The 16,118-nt window shown below is 45.3% G+C and carries 15 protein-coding genes; 6 read left to right on the top strand and 9 right to left on the bottom strand.

Annotation, left to right across the window (positions count from 1 at the left end):
* Positions 1-80: 80 nt before the first annotated feature.
* The 3 genes from ACYFDN_RS12245 to ACYFDN_RS12235 form a co-directional block, all read right to left on the bottom strand.
* Positions 81-1,124 (bottom strand): hypothetical protein, encoded by a 1,044-nt coding sequence (locus tag ACYFDN_RS12245; RefSeq protein ID WP_483511331.1) that lies wholly within the window; start codon positions 1,122-1,124, stop codon positions 81-83.
* Between the two features lie 144 nt (positions 1,125-1,268).
* On the bottom strand, positions 1,269-2,516 hold the full coding sequence (locus tag ACYFDN_RS12240) for a methyl-accepting chemotaxis protein (RefSeq protein ID WP_051147653.1): 1,248 nt from the start codon (positions 2,514-2,516) through the stop codon (positions 1,269-1,271).
* A 192-nt stretch (positions 2,517-2,708) separates the two neighbouring features.
* Positions 2,709-4,673, bottom strand: coding sequence for a bifunctional 2',3'-cyclic-nucleotide 2'-phosphodiesterase/3'-nucleotidase (locus ACYFDN_RS12235; RefSeq protein WP_483511329.1), 1,965 nt, complete (start codon positions 4,671-4,673; stop codon positions 2,709-2,711).
* Between the two features lie 147 nt (positions 4,674-4,820).
* On the opposite strand from ACYFDN_RS12235, the gene ACYFDN_RS12230 reads away from it, so the two are divergent.
* Positions 4,821-6,014 (top strand): potassium/proton antiporter, encoded by a 1,194-nt coding sequence (locus ACYFDN_RS12230; RefSeq protein ID WP_152783004.1) that lies wholly within the window; start codon positions 4,821-4,823, stop codon positions 6,012-6,014.
* 27 nt (positions 6,015-6,041) lie between these two features.
* Here the strand turns inward: ACYFDN_RS12230 and ACYFDN_RS12225 are convergent, their stop codons facing one another.
* Entirely contained in the window at positions 6,042-6,980 is a 939-nt protein-coding gene (locus tag ACYFDN_RS12225; protein ID WP_016403143.1) for a LysR family transcriptional regulator, read from the bottom strand.
* A gap of 94 nt (positions 6,981-7,074) precedes the next feature.
* Here ACYFDN_RS12225 and ACYFDN_RS12220 point away from each other — a divergent pair, with 94 nt between their 5' ends.
* The 5 genes from ACYFDN_RS12220 (at position 7,075) to ACYFDN_RS12200 (ending at position 12,202) form a co-directional block, all read left to right on the top strand.
* A complete protein-coding gene (locus ACYFDN_RS12220) occupies positions 7,075-8,244 on the top strand; it encodes a multidrug effflux MFS transporter (protein WP_483511328.1) in 1,170 nt (389 codons plus the stop codon).
* A 219-nt stretch (positions 8,245-8,463) separates the two neighbouring features.
* The gene (locus ACYFDN_RS12215; protein WP_483511326.1) at positions 8,464-9,432 is read left to right on the top strand and encodes an ABC transporter substrate-binding protein; all 969 of its coding nucleotides are present in this window, start codon (positions 8,464-8,466) and stop codon (positions 9,430-9,432) included.
* Between the two features lie 6 nt (positions 9,433-9,438).
* Positions 9,439-11,262, top strand: coding sequence for a sensor domain-containing diguanylate cyclase (locus ACYFDN_RS12210; RefSeq protein ID WP_338622498.1), 1,824 nt, complete (start codon positions 9,439-9,441; stop codon positions 11,260-11,262).
* 179 nt (positions 11,263-11,441) lie between these two features.
* Positions 11,442-11,588 carry a hypothetical protein gene (locus tag ACYFDN_RS12205; protein ID WP_016403147.1) on the top strand — a complete coding sequence of 49 codons (147 nt, stop codon included), beginning with the start codon at positions 11,442-11,444 and terminating at the stop codon, positions 11,586-11,588.
* A gap of 104 nt (positions 11,589-11,692) precedes the next feature.
* Entirely contained in the window at positions 11,693-12,202 is a 510-nt protein-coding gene (locus ACYFDN_RS12200; protein ID WP_483511325.1) for a hypothetical protein, read from the top strand.
* Positions 12,203-12,231: 29 nt separating this feature from the next.
* Here the strand turns inward: ACYFDN_RS12200 and ACYFDN_RS12195 are convergent, their stop codons facing one another.
* Genes ACYFDN_RS12195 through ACYFDN_RS12175 form a run of 5 tightly spaced genes read right to left on the bottom strand, consistent with a single transcriptional unit; the run spans position 12,232 to position 16,114 of the window.
* Complete coding sequence (locus ACYFDN_RS12195; RefSeq protein ID WP_483511324.1) at positions 12,232-12,669, bottom strand: hypothetical protein; 438 nt, start codon at positions 12,667-12,669, stop codon at positions 12,232-12,234.
* Positions 12,617-13,051 (bottom strand): YHS domain-containing (seleno)protein, encoded by a 435-nt coding sequence (locus ACYFDN_RS12190; protein ID WP_483511322.1) that lies wholly within the window; start codon positions 13,049-13,051, stop codon positions 12,617-12,619. The genes ACYFDN_RS12195 and ACYFDN_RS12190 overlap by 53 nt, the downstream gene beginning before the upstream one ends.
* On the bottom strand, positions 13,048-13,836 hold the full coding sequence (locus ACYFDN_RS12185; protein ID WP_483511321.1) for an NRDE family protein: 789 nt from the start codon (positions 13,834-13,836) through the stop codon (positions 13,048-13,050). Before ACYFDN_RS12185 ends, ACYFDN_RS12190 begins: the two co-directional genes overlap by 4 nt.
* Complete coding sequence (locus ACYFDN_RS12180; protein WP_016403152.1) at positions 13,837-14,349, bottom strand: DinB family protein; 513 nt, start codon at positions 14,347-14,349, stop codon at positions 13,837-13,839.
* The gene (locus ACYFDN_RS12175; protein WP_483511320.1) at positions 14,333-16,114 is read right to left on the bottom strand and encodes a lysophospholipid acyltransferase family protein; all 1,782 of its coding nucleotides are present in this window, start codon (positions 16,112-16,114) and stop codon (positions 14,333-14,335) included. Before ACYFDN_RS12175 ends, ACYFDN_RS12180 begins: the two co-directional genes overlap by 17 nt.
* Between the last annotated feature and the right edge of the window lie 4 nt (positions 16,115-16,118).

Genomic DNA, 16,118 nt, shown 5'->3' with positions numbered 1-16,118 from the left:
GCTACACTTTATTAAAGTGTAGCTCAGCTGGTGTGGTTAAGCGGTTTTAGGGAGGTGATTAATGCTCACCTCCCAACAGCTTAACTTCCAAAACCAAAGAATTTGAGAAGCTCTTCTCCACTTTGTCTAATGCTAAAATTTATTGCGTAGTCATCTGAATCAGCAGGGCCAAAATTGGCTTTGATACCCACAAGAAATGGCTTATCTTCAACTAATAAGTAGTGAGCATGAATGGAATTAATCCAAGTGTCTTGGTACGCTCCAAATTCTTCAGCTTTTACTCGGTAATAGCTTATTCTGCCTCTTGGAAGTGCGTTACTACCCTTTTCAATTTTATTGCTATACATGTTGAACTCTAGTCCATATCCCCAATAAGAGCTTAGTTCGTTTCCTGAAATAGCTTCAGCTCTGCTCCGAAAACCTCCTAGTCCACCAAAAGATAGAGCTCCATCATCGCCAGTTAAGAAAAAACCTGGGGAGTAATTGAGTTTTAATTGAGCATCAACAGAGTCGGTTACGTCGTTAAATCCAACTGTTGTTGAATCAACTTGTTCAGTGGTCGTCGGTGTTTTTCCAAACCTAATGGATGCTTCACCGTTAATTATGTGTTCGTCATTTGAACCAAAGCCAAAGTAGCTGTCTGGCTGCCAGCGGCCATTAATCCTGAGATCTACAATTGCTCCAGATTCACTCAAGCCAGTCGATTTACCATCAGCATCGTATCCATTAAGCCGTTGATATCCGAGCTCAAATGAGCTTACATATCGTGATAGTTTTGGTTTACTGGTTGTCCCAGAGGTGGCATAAGTCTCAATGGCTTTAGCCGTCGAATCAGTTACGCCTTTATCTTTATCTAAACCTTTAATACATTGGCTTAGTTCGTAAGCCAATTGCTTTTGTTGCTTTATGAGTTCTGAAGCGGTGGTATTGGGGCTTTTAGATTTGCATTCGATTTTCAATTCACTTGCAGCACTGTTAATGTCTAAACATGATTGTGTGCTAACCTCTGCGATACAATGCTGTTGTAGTGCCAGTAACTGCTCTTGCGGAATGCTGAATGTTTGACTATTTGCTTTTGCACATAGGCTTAAGCTTATTAAAGCTATTATTGAAGTCCATTTCATTTGGTTTCTCCTGTTTTTTGATTGGTCCCTCAATAAATTAATACCTCTAATTGGGTATATGGCAAGAAATTGGAAAAATTTATTAAATTAATTTAGGAAGTAAAAAAGGCTGCCATGGCAGCCTTTGACGAGATGAAGCGCAATTTAGGCTTTAAGTGTTGATAGCTGAGTATCAAGTGCCTGCGCTACTTGCGATAATTCAGCGCTAATGCTTTCGATATCGTGCGCCAAACTATTCTGCACGCCTGCGGCTTCGCCAATGCCATTAATATTGCGGTTAATATCTTCGCTCACATGGCTTTGTTGATGTGCGGCAGTAGCAACTTGGGCTGCGTTATCGTTAATTACCGAAATGCTTTCTACCACCTTATGCAGCTGCTCGTAGCTGGCTTCGGTGTCTACCGCGGTGGTATTCACTTTTTCTCGGCTGGTGCTAATTAAGTCTACCGTAGCATTTACATCACTTTGTAGTGCTTGAATCAGTTGATTAATTTCTTCGGTAGAGCTTTGGGTTCGGCCAGCTAGGTTCCTTACTTCGTCTGCTACTACCGCAAAGCCTCGGCCTTGTTCTCCGGCGCGCGCTGCTTCAATTGCAGCGTTTAATGCCAGCAAGTTGGTTTGCTCGGCAATACCACGAATGGTCTCCAAGATGCTGTTAATGTCTTGGCTACGACCCGCTACTTGAGTGATTCGTTCGCTAATGCCTTCCATACTGCCAGAGATGTCGCGAATTTGTTCAACAGAGCTTTGGAACTCTTGCTGAGTTTGGCTTAACTGTTTCTCAGCTTCTTGAGCGTTGGTTGCGGTGCCATTGGCTAGCTCTGCTACGTCGCTAGCAGTCGATGACATTTCATTTACTGCGGCTGCCACGCTGTCGGTGTCGTTGCGTTGTAAGCGGCTTGCTTCTCCCGCTGACTCGGCATTTTTAGCCAGAGTTTGTGAACCATTGGTAAGCTGATTTGATTGCTGTTGCAGCTGATTGACCATTACCCGTAGTTTTTCGGTAAAGGCGTTAAATTGGGTTGCCATAGCTACCAGCTCTTGGTGCTTCTGCACATCTAGCTTCATGGTTAAATCGCCATCATTTCCAGCAAGGTAACCGATCCGACGGGTGATTTGGCTTAAAGGCTCTAAGAAACCTTGCACCAGTTGCGACACAATAAACAGCGCAATGATAACCACAACGGCAGACACTAAGATCATGGTGCCGCGAGCTTCTGCTGCTGTTTCTGCAAACAGAGCTTGTAGTTCTGTTGCATTTAGCTGAGTGGCAGCAGCGGCTTGCTCGGCGCTAAGTGAAGCGCTACCAAACATCAACATGCTAGTAAGCACGCATATAAATAATAGGGTGATGCTAATAAGTAGTTTTAATTTAAACGACAGTGTTGCCATTATTGTCCTCCATGAACCCGTCTGTCGCTACAATCTCATACTTTTGAATCTGGCGCTCAACTTTCCTCACATATTATTGAACAACAAGTAAAATTTTTACTTTCATCGCATTTTGCTTAGCAGTGAAGGGGTTAAAAGTAGCAGTTCCGCTGCTGGTTGGGCAGCAGCGGAGTAAAACGGCAGAACCTATATCTAAGGCTGGCTTTGAAGATCTATTTGATAAAGGGCAAAACCAATATCATCGACAGAAAGCTTTTGCATCGGATAGATGGCTTTTTCTGCGATAAACGCGGCAGCTTTGTCGCTGGGCGAGGTTTCAAAGAAAATGTTTAACTTGGCTTTAGTTTTTGATTCAAGAGGGCTAAAGCGCCAGTTGTTGTCGGCGCTAGGGCTAATTTGCCCTTTTTCCTTACTTACTCGCTTAATGTAGTTGGCTAATACACTGCGGTTTTCGTCGGGTGCTTGAATCACCACTTTGTCTTCGCCGGTGCCGGCAAAACCGCCGCTATAAGCGCGATAGTTGTTTGTTGCCATTAAAAACTCTTGGCTTGGGTCAATCGCTTTGCCGGCGTAATGAAGTTGTTTGATACGTTCAGACTCTGGGTTGAGTGGTTTGCAGTCTGCGTCAAAACGGGCGGCTTGGCTTACATCAATTTGGTAAGTAACACCGTCGATCACATCAAAATTATAGGTTCTAAACTCGTCCCAGTTGATTAACGCTTGCGGGGTGGCTCGGTTTGGGTCTATTTGGTTGAACTGCCCAGCCGAGCATTCTAGCCAGTCTTTCACTTCGGCGCCGGTGACTTTTAACACCACCAGAGTATTGGGGTACAAATATAAATCGGCGGCATTTCTAAAGGTGAGTTCGCCGGCTTCTACTTCGGTATAGTTGCTAGGGTCGTTTTTACGTCCGCCTGCTTTAAAGGGGGCTGCGGCCGATAGCACCGGTAAATCAGCTAAATCGGGGTCACCTTGAATCAAGGTTTTTACGTAGTCGGTTTGCGCTAAGTTAACAATTTGAATGGTGGGGTCGTCCTGAACTAAGGCTAAAAAGCTGTACATCACGTCGCTAGATTTACCCAAAGGCTGATTGACAAAATCACGGGTGGCTTGGTGATCTTCCGCGACAGCGGCCACCATGGCAGAATCAGCCTTTGCCAGCGATTTTTTATTGGCGCTGTCAAAGATAGCTCGGTTGGTAGATTGGCTTTTAGTCACCTGCCAGCCTGCTTGGGTATGCTGTAGCTCTAAGTCGATGATGCCAACATGGCTGCCCCAACGCCCCGGCATTACTGCCGCCACCCCATTAATGGTGCCGCTTTGGTTATCTACACCTGGTAAGTTATCAAAGCCTTTACCAGGGAACACTGTATGAGCATGACCAAAGGCTATGGCATCAATGCCAGCGACTTCAGATAAATAGTAAACCGAGTTTTCGGCCATTACCTTGTAGGGATCGGTAGATAGGCCTGAATGGGGAATGGCGACAATAATATCGGCGCCTTCTGCCTTCATTTTGGGCACCCAAAGTTCGGCACTTTGTTTGATGTCTTGTGCGCTTACCTTGCCTTCTAAGTTGGCTTTATCCCAAATCATAATTTGTGGGGGAACAAAACCGATGTAGCCAATTTTGAGGTTTTGGCTTTGACCGGCTGTATCTTTAAAGCTGTAGTCTTTTATTAGGTAAGGACTAAAGTAGTTTTGCTGGTTGTCGCTGCGGATTACGTTAGCATTGATGTAGGGAAAGGTCGCGCCTGCTAATGCTTTGTCTAAAAAGTCTAAGCCATAATTAAACTCATGATTACCTATATTGCCGACATCGTAATCGAGGCTGTTCATTGCCTGATAAACCGGATGAACTTGTTGGCCAGTTAACCCTCGGTCAGCAATATAGTCGCCCATTGGGCTGCCTTGTATCAGGTCGCCATTATCTACCAGCACGCTATTGTCCACTTCTGCTTGGGCTTGTTTAACGAGGGTAGCGGTACGCACTAAACCTATTTTGGCGGAGGGTTTATCCTTGTAATAGTCAAAGTCCATTATGTTGGCGTGAATGTCAGTGGTTTCGATGATTCTGAGCTTAATTGTGGAATCGTGAGCATGGCTATAGGCTGCTATACATAGGCTGGCGCACAGTAGTATTTTTAAGCTATTCATGGTGGCTCCGCTTGGAAACAGTAAACAATAAAGTAAACCATAGCAGAGCGGTGCAAGGTGGCACTCTCAATAGCAAAATAAAGACGCTTTTCAACAATAATTCATGGTCTTAGCTATGATAAAATAGGCAAAAAATTCGGAGACGCTATGCCCTATCAGTGGATTTTACTTGGCCTTGCTAGTCTTATAGCTATTGGCATCTTATTACATCACCCTTCACGCACCTTAGGTATTCCTTCGCTGCTGATTTTTATGGGGGTGGGTTTATCCATTGGTAATGGCGAATTCAATTTTGTTTACGATAATCTGGCGGTTACTTCGCTGGTGGGATCTTTTGCCTTAAACATCATTGTATTTGTGGGCGGTATTAATACGCCTTTGCAAAGTATTAAGGTTGCTTATAAAGAAGGTGGGGTATTGTCTTCACTGGGGGTGGTGTTCACCTCGTTTATTTTTGCCGCTATTTTTTACCTAATATTTGATTATGACTTTGTCTATTGCTTGCTGTTTGCTGCGGTGGTGTCGTCTACCGATGCTGCAGCGGTGTTCTCAATTTTAGAATCGAAAAAGCTCAAACTTAAAGAAAGCACCGATACGGTGTTGGAGTTTGAGTCAGCCACTAATGACCCGGTGGCGCTAATTATGGTGGTGATTCTTACCGCTTTGTCTTTGTCACCTGACAGCGGCGTATCGGCTATGGAGATCAGCCAAACCTTGGCGATTCAAGTCATTGGCGGATTGGCGATTGGCTTTATTGTGGGCAAGGTATGTGTGCTGGCCTTAAGTAAAATTAGCCTGCAAGAATATGGCTTAATTCCAGTGTTTGTATTGGCCTGTTTTATCTTAGCCACTTATGGCAGTGAGTTAGCTGGCGGCAACGTGCTAATAGCCTGTTATGTCAGCGGTGTGGTAATTGGTAATGGCTTGAAGCGTGGTAAAGAAGTGAGTAAACACTTTTTTAATAGCTTGTCGTGGTTAGCCCAAGCAGTGATGTTTATTATTCTTGGGCTGCAAATCTTCCCGCAACAATTGCTAGATGTATTGTGGGTGGCCATCGTCCCAAGTGCTATTTTGATGTTGGTGGCCCGCCCCCTTGCAGTGCAGCTTTGTTATCTGCCATTTCGCCAAGCGACTTGGAAGAAGCGTTTGTTTATTTCATCCATTGGCTTAAAAGGGGCTACTCCGATTGTATTTGCATTGATCCCCGCTGCGGCCGGTGTAGAAGGCGCTTTAGAGATGATGCACATGGTGTTTTTTGTGGTGCTTTATTCGGTGTTTATTCAAGGTGCAGCTATCGAACCGCTGGCGAAAAAACTTCAACTCAATCAAGGCGAATCATAGGCAAACCTAAGCGAATACTCGCTGGAACTAGGGCTTGGTGTTATGACAATGCTCGATAATCAGCTCTCGCAGCCAGCTGTGTGCGGGGTCGTTTTCTAGGTGTTGTGGCCAAGCGAGTAAGTAGCTAAACGGGGCCATGTAAATCGGCAAAGGCAGCAGCTCTAATTGGTGAGTCTTTATCACTTGCTGGGCAAAGCTGCGGGTGCAGGTAAACACCAAGTCGCTAGATTGACAGAGCAAGGCCGCGGCAAAGAAATCGGCGGTAAGGGTGCTGTTTTCAATATGCAGTCCTTGCTCTGCAAGTACCGAGTGCAATAACCAACGATCGCCAACTTCACATTCGCAGGTTAGGTGAGCTTGCTGCATGTAGCAGTCTAAATCCCATTGCTGGCTTAACACCGGGTGGTCTTTTCTCACTAAGCAAACATGGTCGTCTCTAAATAACTCAAAGCTATGAATTTGAGCGGGCACTTGCTTCACTTGAAAATGACTTGGTGCGCGTTCGTCGTTATCGCGAGCCACAATGGCTAAATCAAATTCCCCTTTTTGCAGGCCTTCGATACTGCCTGGTTCTAGGCGGTGAGTATCCAGCTTTAGGCCAGGAGCTTGTTGCATCAGTTTGCCAAAAAAACGCGGCAATAAGGTAGCAAAGCAGGTTTCATTAAGGCAGCAGCGAAAGTTACGTTGGCTAATCGCTGGCTCAAAGCCTTCTGCTTCAATCATTTCATTAGCGCTTTGCAGCCACTGCCGCAACTTAGGTTCTAAGCTGCGTACTCTTGGCGTTGGGCTCAAGCCATTGGCATGACGGATAAATAAGGGGTCGTTTAGCTGCTGACGCAATTTGGCCAATTGCTTACTCACTGCCGATTGAGTGAGGAATAGCTTATCTGCCGCTTTTGAAACACTACGCTCTTCAAGCAAAGTGAGTAAAACTCGCAGTAGATTAAGATCGTATTGCTGAGACATGATATTCCTGTGAGGACTATGAGTGAATCTAAACTATCATTATGATTCATAAAGTGCAGGACTTACAATGCCCACCTTGTTTTTGGAGCATGCTATGTCGAAGCCTTTACCCCTATTCATGTTAATGGTGCTGTTCTCACCCTTAGCTATTGATATCTTTTTACCCGCTATTCCACAAATGGCGCAAGCCTTTGATGTGCCTGTGGCGTGGATTGCTCAAACTATTCCGGTGTTTTTGTTTTCCTTTGGTATTGGCCAGTTGTTAGTGGGCCCATTGGCCGACCGCTATGGCCGTAGGCCAGTGGCTTTGGTAGGTGCGCTGTTATATTTGGCAAGCTCTGCCTTGGCGGCGATAGCCAGTAGTTATGAGCTATTAATGCTAGCGCGCTTAGCTCAAGGCATTGCGGCCAGCTGTTTGTCGGTGGCCGCGTTTGCCGGGGTGCGTGATGTATTTGGTGCCGAGCGTTCAAAGAATATATTTAGCTATTTAAACGGTGTGATTTGCATTGTTCCCGCATTAGCGCCCTTGTTAGGTGGCGTGCTCACCCATTGGTGGTCATGGGCAGCAAACTTTTGGTTTATGGTGGCATTTGCGCTGGTGGTATTTTTGGCGCTGCTATTTGGTTTAAAAGAAACTAAACCTCAAGCTAACGTGTTTACTGGGCGCTTGTATTCTTTTAGCCGTTACTATTCGGTTATTACTGTAGCCAGCTTTCGTTTTTATTCCTTGTTGGTAATGTTGGGGATGGCGATGATTATTGGCTATGTTTCGCAGTCTGCTGGCCGCTTAATGGTGGATATGCAGCTATCTAGTGCTGATTATGCCTTGTGGTTTGGCTGCAACGCTGCCATTAACATTGTGGCTGCATTTTTGGCTCCTCAAGTAATTAAGCAGATCGGGCAAACGGCAGGCTTATGGCTTGGCGCAAGTTTAATGGCAGGCGCGGCCATTGCCTTAGTACTAGGCCAGCAAGTATTGCATCCGCTGGCGTTTATGGCTCCGGTATTTGTCTCTAGCATTGGTTTTTGTCTGTTAATTGCAGTGGGAACCGGAAGCGCTTTAGCGCCTTTTGGTGATAAAGCTGGCACGGCTTCTGCTTTATTGGGCTTTGTACAAATGACCGGTTCTGCAAGTTTAGTGGGCATCTTAGGCGTAAGTGGTTTAGCCAACACCGAGCAACTGGCCTTGTTAATGGCGCTGCCATTTACGGCCATGACGCTAGCCATTTGCAAAGGTGGCTTACGGTTTGAAACCAGTAATTAGCTAGTTGAATTAGCTGTAGTATTTATGAAAAAAGCGCCTAGTTGGCGCTTTTTTAGTTTTATTTTCACTTAAGCGGTTTTTTTAGCTAACTAGACGCGCTAAATCTGGCGGGTGGTTTATAGTTTTAAGTAAGTGAAATTAAGTCGCGTTGGTAGTTATCACGTGAAGATCCTACTACTTTTGTTGTTTATTTGCCCTTTAGCTTGGGGAAAAGCGTCGGTGGTTTTTATAAACCCCGGTAAAGCTGAAGAAAGCTTTTGGCAAGATGTAGATATGTTTGCTAATGCTGCCGCTAAGCGTTTAGCGCTTGATTACCGTACTTTTCACGGAGAGCGTAATCATTACTCAATGATTAAGCACATCGAATGGATGATCAACAATCAGCAGCTGCCCGATTACCTCATGCTGGTGAACGAGAAGCAAGCCTTGCCTCGTATGCTTAGCCTGCTAGAAGGGCAATCGGTTTATGTATTGGTGTTGCTTAATGATGTGAGTGCTGAACAGCAACAGCTTCGTAATAATAATCCTCATTGGCAAAATTACTTGCTGTCTTGCATCGTGCCTAACAATTTGTGGGCGGGTTATCAAACGGCCCAATCCATGTACTTAAATGCCGAACAAGTCACTGGTGAAGCGGTAATTATCTCGGGAGATAAAACCACTCCAGCTTCAGTAGAGCGCACAGCCGGCGCTGTCGATTTTTTTCAACACCAAGCCGGTATTGACTTAAAGCAGGTTATTTATGGCCATTGGGATGAGCAGCGTAGCTACCAACAAACCAAAGTTTTGCTGAAACGTTACCCCGATTTGAAATACCTGTGGACAGCTAACGATCACATGGCTTTTGGCAGTATTAAAGCGATTAAAGAATTAGGAAAGCAACCAGGTAGGGATGTGATTGTTGGCACCGTGAATACCTCACAACAAGCCTTATTTTTGCGTGAACAAGGTGAAATTAGCGCCTTGGCGGGTGGCCACTTTACCGCGGCGGGTTGGGGACTAAGTTTGATTCATCGACATATTCAAGGGCAAACACTGCCAAGTAAATTGAATGCTCCCTTGTTTGTAATGTTGCAGCCAGGGACTGAGGCCTTTGAAAAAGTAAAACAGAAAAAATGGGATGCAGTAATGTTTGAGAACATGCTGCTAGAAGCCGGCAATCCGCTTAGTTTTCAGTTTGCTCAGTAGGTTGTTATGAAAGGGGCTTTTAAACTTCGCACTCCTATTGCAAAACGATTAGTTATTTTAATCGTAAGCGCCAGCACCTTGTTTGCGTTGTTATCTGTGGCCGTGCAACTGGCTTTCAATTTTTCTGGCGCAGTTAAAAACGCTGAGCAATGGGTTGATGAATATAACCAAGCAAACTTGAGCGCGATTGAGCGAGCAGTATGGGAAATTGATTACCAGCTGCTGGATGATTTGCTGCAAGGTTTTGTGCAGCAGCAATATGTGTCGTCGGTAAATTTCTCAACCGACGAAGGCATGGCTTCGGGCGTTGGTGAAGCTGACTTAAGCCAGAAATTTTATGTTTATTCACTCGACCACCAAGGTACTGCGCTGGGCAAACTTACGGTTGGCCTAGACTTATCCTTGATCAAGCAAGATATAAAAGCCCAAGCCTTGGTTATATTGCTAACTAATGGCTTAAAAACCTTTTTAATGAGTTTGATTATTTTACTGCTTGTTGGGCGGATTGTGACTGGCGACTTACGGCGTTTAGCCGAGGCTGCCGATCAGATATTTACCGAAGAACAACAGATTGTTCAGCTGCCCAGTAAGCTACTAAAACGTAATGATGAAATTGGCCTAGTGGCCAGCTCTATGCAACAGCTACAGCAACGTTTGCAACGCGGCTTAGATGCCCGTTTAGAAGCCGAGCAACAGTTGCACCAGCACCGGCAGGTGTTAGAAGAAACCGTTGAACAACGTACTTCGGTGCTTAATTGGCAAACCGAAGCTAATCAATTGCTGTCCGAGATCTCCTTGTCTTTTTTAAATCAAACATCCAGCAATTCAAAGGCATTGCTACAGCGGGCCACCTCAGCCATAGGCAGTTTGTTTCCGATAGAGCGGGTGGTGGTATTGGAGTTTGAGCGCCAGCAAGCGATTTATCGCGATGTATGGAGTGTGCCGGGGCATTTAGCGCCTATAGAGCCGGTGGACTTAAGCCAACTTAGTGAGTTAAAGCGGCGTTTGGTGAGTGTAGCGCCAATAGTAGTGAGTGATGTGGAAAAGCTTAAACGGCATGCTCCCGCCGAATATCAGCTACTCAAGCAATACGGGATAAAGTCCTTTGTAGGAATTCCCTTAAGTGATGGCAATAAGGCCTTTGGTTTACTGAATTGTGTGAGCTTGAGTTATTGCGCGATTTGGGACGATTACCAAGTAGTATTGTTAAGTCAATTTGCCGCTGCCATTAGTGGTCTGTTAATTAACGAAAAAAACGATCAGGCGATGAATCGCTTGCAAAATGAGTTACTTCAGGTGAATGAGCGCTTGCAGGTATTAGCCGAAACCGACGAGTTAACCGGTTTGGTTAACCGTAGGCCGTTTAAGCGAGAATTAAACCGTGCTGTAACCAGTGCCAGAAGGCACAAAACCCAGTTGGCAGTGCTAATGGCCGACATCGATTATTTTAAAGCTTATAACGACCACTATGGACATGTGCAAGGTGACGAAGCCTTAAAGTTGGTGGCTAAAGCCCTAACAGAAGTGGTAAAGCGAAGTGAAGATTGTGTTGCACGGGTCGGCGGTGAAGAGTTTGCCATTTTAGTCTCTGATGCTAATCAACAAGATCTGCCCAAAATGGCTGAGCAAGTGGTTAAAGAAGTTGCCAACTTACAAATTGAGCATGCGGATTCGCAAGTAAGCGCGGTATTAACAATTAGTGTCGGTGGCATTTTGATTGAACCTGATGATGTTATTGACCCTACCAAGCTGTTAGAACTTGCCGATAGCTGTTTGTATAAGGCAAAACATCAGGGGCGTAATCAAGCAGTGTTAGATCTGGATGTTTAAGTACTGCGTTAGTTCAAAAATATTAGCTTTTCTGGCAGTTACCGAGCCCTGGTTTGTTCCTAATCAAAGTTACAGAGGATCTTGATTTCTCCCAACAAAGCGGTGAAGTGGGTCGCATTTATTGGTGGTTGTTTTCTCCACAATGGTGATTGTACTGACCGCTTGCAGGGAGAAACACCATGAACCAAGGCATACTCAACGTTCTGGCTTTAAGCATTGTTCTCACTAAGTATTTAGGTATTGTTGTATTAGCTGGTATGGCGCTATGCTCTACCGCGCTGGCTGCAGAATTGCTGCTGGTATTCGCAGCTGAGGTCACAGAATAGCCAGATAATTTGCGCCAGCTTCATTCTTAATTGTTCATTTGTCAGTAAGTCGGTAATTATGTTTTATAATATAAACATGGCTAACAAGGATTGAGGACTTGAACATGAGCCATACAAGAATGCTTAAACTGGCGATAAGTGCCTATGTTGCTTGTGCTTTATTGGCATTTTTGGCGACCGCCTTTAGTGGCGGCTTTTCTGATAATCATATCATCCAGCGAGTTTGGATCTTTCCTTTACGGTTTGAGTTTGCCTTAGTGCTGCTGTTTCTTAGCTTGCTGGCTAGTTACTCCTTACTGCACGACAGTTTACATGGCCGCTTGTTACTTACCGGGATTGCGGTCGTGCATATCCTAAATATGATCTTTGCAACCAGTTTGGTGGAGTCTTCGATAGCGGCTTTGTTTAGCGCGGCCAGTATGATGAGCCTAGGTTTACTGGTGTATGTTGCTTGGACCAATCCACAAAACACTAAAGTGAAGCGCTTGCAGCAATATCAAATACAACGACGCCGCGCCAAAGAAGAACAAGATAAGATTGATTACGCTTATTTAAGCGCTGTGCCGCCTACCAATGAGCAGCATGCTGAGCACTTAGGCAAAGAGAGCCATTAGCCCTGAAACTACAAGAACAAATTACTTGGTTAAGCGGGCTCTTGTAGTTGTTGGCAATAGCTCCAAAGGTAGAGGCTACCAATAGCGAGGCCAGGCAGAATGGCTTCTAATAAATCGGGTGTTTGCTGCCAAGTATGTAACAAGACTGGGATCGCCAGCATAACTAACCAAGATACCGACATCGCCGACCAACGCACTCCTTGGCTATAACCCCAATAAGCCAGCATTGATTTAGCAATAAAGCTAATTAACCAGGTTGATACAAAAGCATAACTGCCCTGAACCAAGCCCGCTTTTAAGGCAACTTGGTTACCGTGTTCGCTGTTTACAAAGGCAGCCCAAGCGCCATAAACCAAGGCTGCAAGTAAGGCGATTTGCCAAGGGCTAAGCCGGTTAACTAGCTTGCGGTAGTTATTAATCATTAAGTACTGCTGGCCAGTTTTTGTCGGCACTAACAATGAAATCATCGCGATTCGCCGTCCATTTTTGCTGCACGCTGGCGTTATAGTTTAAGTAAAGCTTGCCATCTAGCACGGTGAACTGATCTGGTTCAATGCTGGCTGTTTTGCCTTTGGCTACCGCATAGGCGCAGTACCCACCATATTGTGGCGCAAACTTTTCTGGCTCTGCTTTAAACATGGCCAGGTTTTCTGCACTGCTAAAGCGCCACGTAGCGCCTTGCCATTCGTATTCAAAACTCTCTTTGCCTTCTACTGGTTTGTTTTCAGTAAAATAAGCCACGCTATCGTAACCTTTGATGGCTAGGTTGTTAAACCAAGACGTGTAGATAGGATCTGCAGCAAAGCTGTATCCGGAGACAAACAGTAAGGCGAGTATTAGCTTTTTCATAGGGTTACCTCGTCGATTAAATCAGAACGGATTATGGAAAGTTGGCGTTGTTGTTTCTCTAGTAAGCCGGCGTCTAAGGGCTGATTAGCTTGGCTAAGTTGCTGTCGCCACGCTTGTAGGCTAGCTTCTGGGTAGTAATCAAACTCGCTATCTTGGGCACTTAGTCGTACTTGGCAAATGCTTTTGCTGTGGGCTTCAACTCTGTCCATAAGTACCGAATGGCTGCGGTTTTCTTGGCATTGCTGTAGGTGAATATCGCTAAGTACTCGTTCGGCAGAGTTAGGTTCACGCTCTAGCCATTGTTGGAAGCGGCGTTTCCGGCTAGCCAATACTTGTTGGGTATTTAAGGCAGATGAACTGAGCTGAATGGCTTTGTCGCTAAGATGATGATGGCTAAGCTGTTTACCACTCCAAGAAAAGTGCTGGCAATCATTGGCTGATATCATTAATAGATCAAAAGGGTTGAAGTGCTGGTAATCTTGCGTAGCTAAATGTTGCTCAAGGTGTTGGCTGCTGCCTAATGCCAAGGCTTGGGGAATAATTTGTCCACGAGTGGGCGCACCTGCATGTTGTGGATCTTGGTAACGATTTAATAGCGCTAATACAACCCCATGATTGTTAAAGCCAAACCAGGTACCGCCAGCTTGCCCATCAACGGGGTAAAGCAATACCGTATCACCCTTATGCTGTTGCTTTATGCCTGCTTCATGGCGATGACGGGCTTCATCGCGGTTCATGGTAATTACGGTTTGCTGGCCAAGGCGCAATACACTAACAGTACACATCTAGTTGCCTTGTTGGCGCAGGTAACTCGCAGTGCTAGGTGCGATGCCCATGTTATTGTCTACCGATAAGCCCAGCTCTTTTGCCACTAATTTGGCATAAGCAACATGGTGCACCGTATGGTTAATTAAGTAGCATAATTCGCGGCTTAAACTGCTATCAAACTGCATGCTCTGTTGCTGCTTTAAAGAAATTTCTGACTCCACCTTAATCGGGCGTTCATCAATGCTGGATTGTGGGTGAAGGAACCAGTTACACAGCTGATTAATCAGTTGTAAGGCTAGGCTTGGATCGTTTTCTATATCGCTATCTCGGTGGCGTGAATTGTAATCAATACTGCCTTTATCCAAACCATGTTGTAGGGCTAAGAAGTGATCTAGAATGTGTCGTACATGGCGACCAATGCCTGATTCACTGTGAACAGAGGGCTGGTTGTAGAGTGCTCCATCACTCGCTTCTACTAATTGTTGCACTTGCTGAAGTGCTTCTACGGTAGCGTCACGCAGCTGCTTCATTGTTTCTCCATTTATTTAAAAAGCGTTCACTACCAGTTTGACCGAGGTAACGACGTAAATATTTCTCAGGGGTTTTTCTTAAATCAACAATAATTAGTCCATCTAACGATTGGTTGAAGCTGTTGTTCACTGAAAAACAGACAAAGCGGCCATTAAGCGCTAAGTAGTGACGCAGCAAAATGGGGATCGATTTACCCGGTTCACATTGACCCACCAGTTTATTAAGAATGGCAATGTTGCTAAGCGACGCGAGTACTTTGCTCGACCATACTTTGCCTTTCACCTTTAAGGGCACAATAGGCTTAACATCGTTTAGGTAACGTTGTTCAGCGCGAAAGGCCGAAATCATCGAATCTGAGATAAAGGCTTGAGCCAGCTCGGAATGCTCTTGGGAAATACTCACACAACCAAATAAGGTGTGATACTGCGGGTTTTCTGCCACGTAGTGACCAATGCCTTGCCACAGTAAATCGAGCGCTCGAGGATGGCGCTGGTATTTAGGTACCACAAAGGAGCGACCCATTTCTAAACAGTCGCCCATGCGTTTTAAATAGGCTTGGTCGAAATCGTAAAGTGAGCGGCTATACAGAGCATTGATGCCATGTTGCTCAACAATTTCGTTGGCGTGACCAAGGCGGTAACCCCCCACCAAACAATGGGCGTCGTTATCCCATACAAACAAGTGCAAATAGTGAGGGTCAAACTGGTCGCTGTCTAAGTGTTTGCCAGTACCCTCTCCAGCAGCTCTAAAGGTGACTTCGCGCGCCAAGGCTATCTCATCCATAATTGGCCCTAAGCGTGGGTAGGGGGCGCAATACACACTAAAGTTACGGTGGCTGACTAATATGCAGTCTTCTAAAGTATCTAACTGCTTACGTAGTTCTTGGCGGCCATTAGGCAAACATTCAACTAAGTGCAGCGGCGGGTGCTTGGGCGCAGCTTTAGCTTTTTTATTATTAGGTAAACTCAGTAAATCCGTCGCTACCCGCAAGTAATCGGTAACGGCTTGTTCATCACTTAAGTCTTGATAATCTTTAGGGGCAATAATTTCGCCAATTTGCATGGTAAATTCACGACCACGTTTGTTTATTAGCTCTCTTGGCAGAAGGGCAGTACGTAGGCGGCGATGCAATAAACCGGCGAGATAAAACAACTTGGAATTACGCCCAGTAACGAAACAAGGCAATACATGAGCCTTATAGCGTTTGGCTAAACGTCCAACCAAATTGTTCCACTGGCGATCTTCTATTTGGCCCGTTTCGGTATTGATGGCTGACACCATGCCCGCGGGGTAAATCATTAATGCTCCGCCCTTAGATAAGTGCTGGCAAGACATGCGAATGCCGCGAGCATTTTTCTTGGCGGCTTGCTCAGAGAGCACGTCTACGCCAATAAACAGATCTTGAAACTCTTCTATATTGGCTAACAGTTCATTTGTGAGCACTTTTAAGTCGGGGCGCACTTGTAGCAATAATTCGCTCATTGCTACGCCTTCTAAGCCGCCCAAAGGATGGTTAGCCACAATCAGTAGCGGACCTTCTTGCGGCACATTTTTAAGTGCTTCTGGATTGTTGGCGAGTAACGAGAAATCTAAACGGTGCATGGTATGACGCAAAAACTTTTGTGCTGTTTGGCTGTCATTTACAAAGTTAGGGGTAGCATCATAGTGCTTGGCCAAAGTGCTTAAGCCCAAGATCTTTTCTATTACTCTCGCTAACCACTGTGGGCGCATACTCAGCCTAAATGGATTATTTTTTTCCTGCATGGAT

This window comes from Agarivorans sp. D1326, from assembly GCF_056958115.1.
Note: the sequence above shows the minus strand (reverse complement) of the source record. Positions and strands in the feature narration are given on the sequence as shown.

Excerpts from the sequence above, each read along its gene's own strand:
- ACYFDN_RS12200 (WP_483511325.1), top strand. The coding sequence starts at position 11,693 with ATGAGCCATACAAGAATGCTTAAACTGGCGATAAGTGCCTATGTTGCT.
- ACYFDN_RS12225 (WP_016403143.1), bottom strand. The coding sequence starts at position 6,980 with ATGTCTCAGCAATACGATCTTAATCTACTGCGAGTTTTACTCACTTTG.
- ACYFDN_RS12175 (WP_483511320.1), bottom strand. The coding sequence starts at position 16,114 with ATGCAGGAAAAAAATAATCCATTTAGGCTGAGTATGCGCCCACAGTGG.
- ACYFDN_RS12240 (WP_051147653.1), bottom strand. The coding sequence starts at position 2,516 with ATGGCAACACTGTCGTTTAAATTAAAACTACTTATTAGCATCACCCTA.
- ACYFDN_RS12190 (WP_483511322.1), bottom strand. The coding sequence starts at position 13,051 with ATGAAAAAGCTAATACTCGCCTTACTGTTTGTCTCCGGATACAGCTTT.
- ACYFDN_RS12220 (WP_483511328.1), top strand. The coding sequence starts at position 7,075 with ATGTCGAAGCCTTTACCCCTATTCATGTTAATGGTGCTGTTCTCACCC.
- ACYFDN_RS12230 (WP_152783004.1), top strand. The coding sequence starts at position 4,821 with ATGCCCTATCAGTGGATTTTACTTGGCCTTGCTAGTCTTATAGCTATT.
- ACYFDN_RS12205 (WP_016403147.1), top strand. The coding sequence starts at position 11,442 with ATGAACCAAGGCATACTCAACGTTCTGGCTTTAAGCATTGTTCTCACT.
- ACYFDN_RS12245 (WP_483511331.1), bottom strand. The coding sequence starts at position 1,124 with ATGAAATGGACTTCAATAATAGCTTTAATAAGCTTAAGCCTATGTGCA.
- ACYFDN_RS12210 (WP_338622498.1), top strand. The coding sequence starts at position 9,439 with ATGAAAGGGGCTTTTAAACTTCGCACTCCTATTGCAAAACGATTAGTT.
- ACYFDN_RS12195 (WP_483511324.1), bottom strand. The coding sequence starts at position 12,669 with ATGATTTCATTGTTAGTGCCGACAAAAACTGGCCAGCAGTACTTAATG.
- ACYFDN_RS12235 (WP_483511329.1), bottom strand. The coding sequence starts at position 4,673 with ATGAATAGCTTAAAAATACTACTGTGCGCCAGCCTATGTATAGCAGCC.
- ACYFDN_RS12185 (WP_483511321.1), bottom strand. The coding sequence starts at position 13,836 with ATGTGTACTGTTAGTGTATTGCGCCTTGGCCAGCAAACCGTAATTACC.
- ACYFDN_RS12180 (WP_016403152.1), bottom strand. The coding sequence starts at position 14,349 with ATGAAGCAGCTGCGTGACGCTACCGTAGAAGCACTTCAGCAAGTGCAA.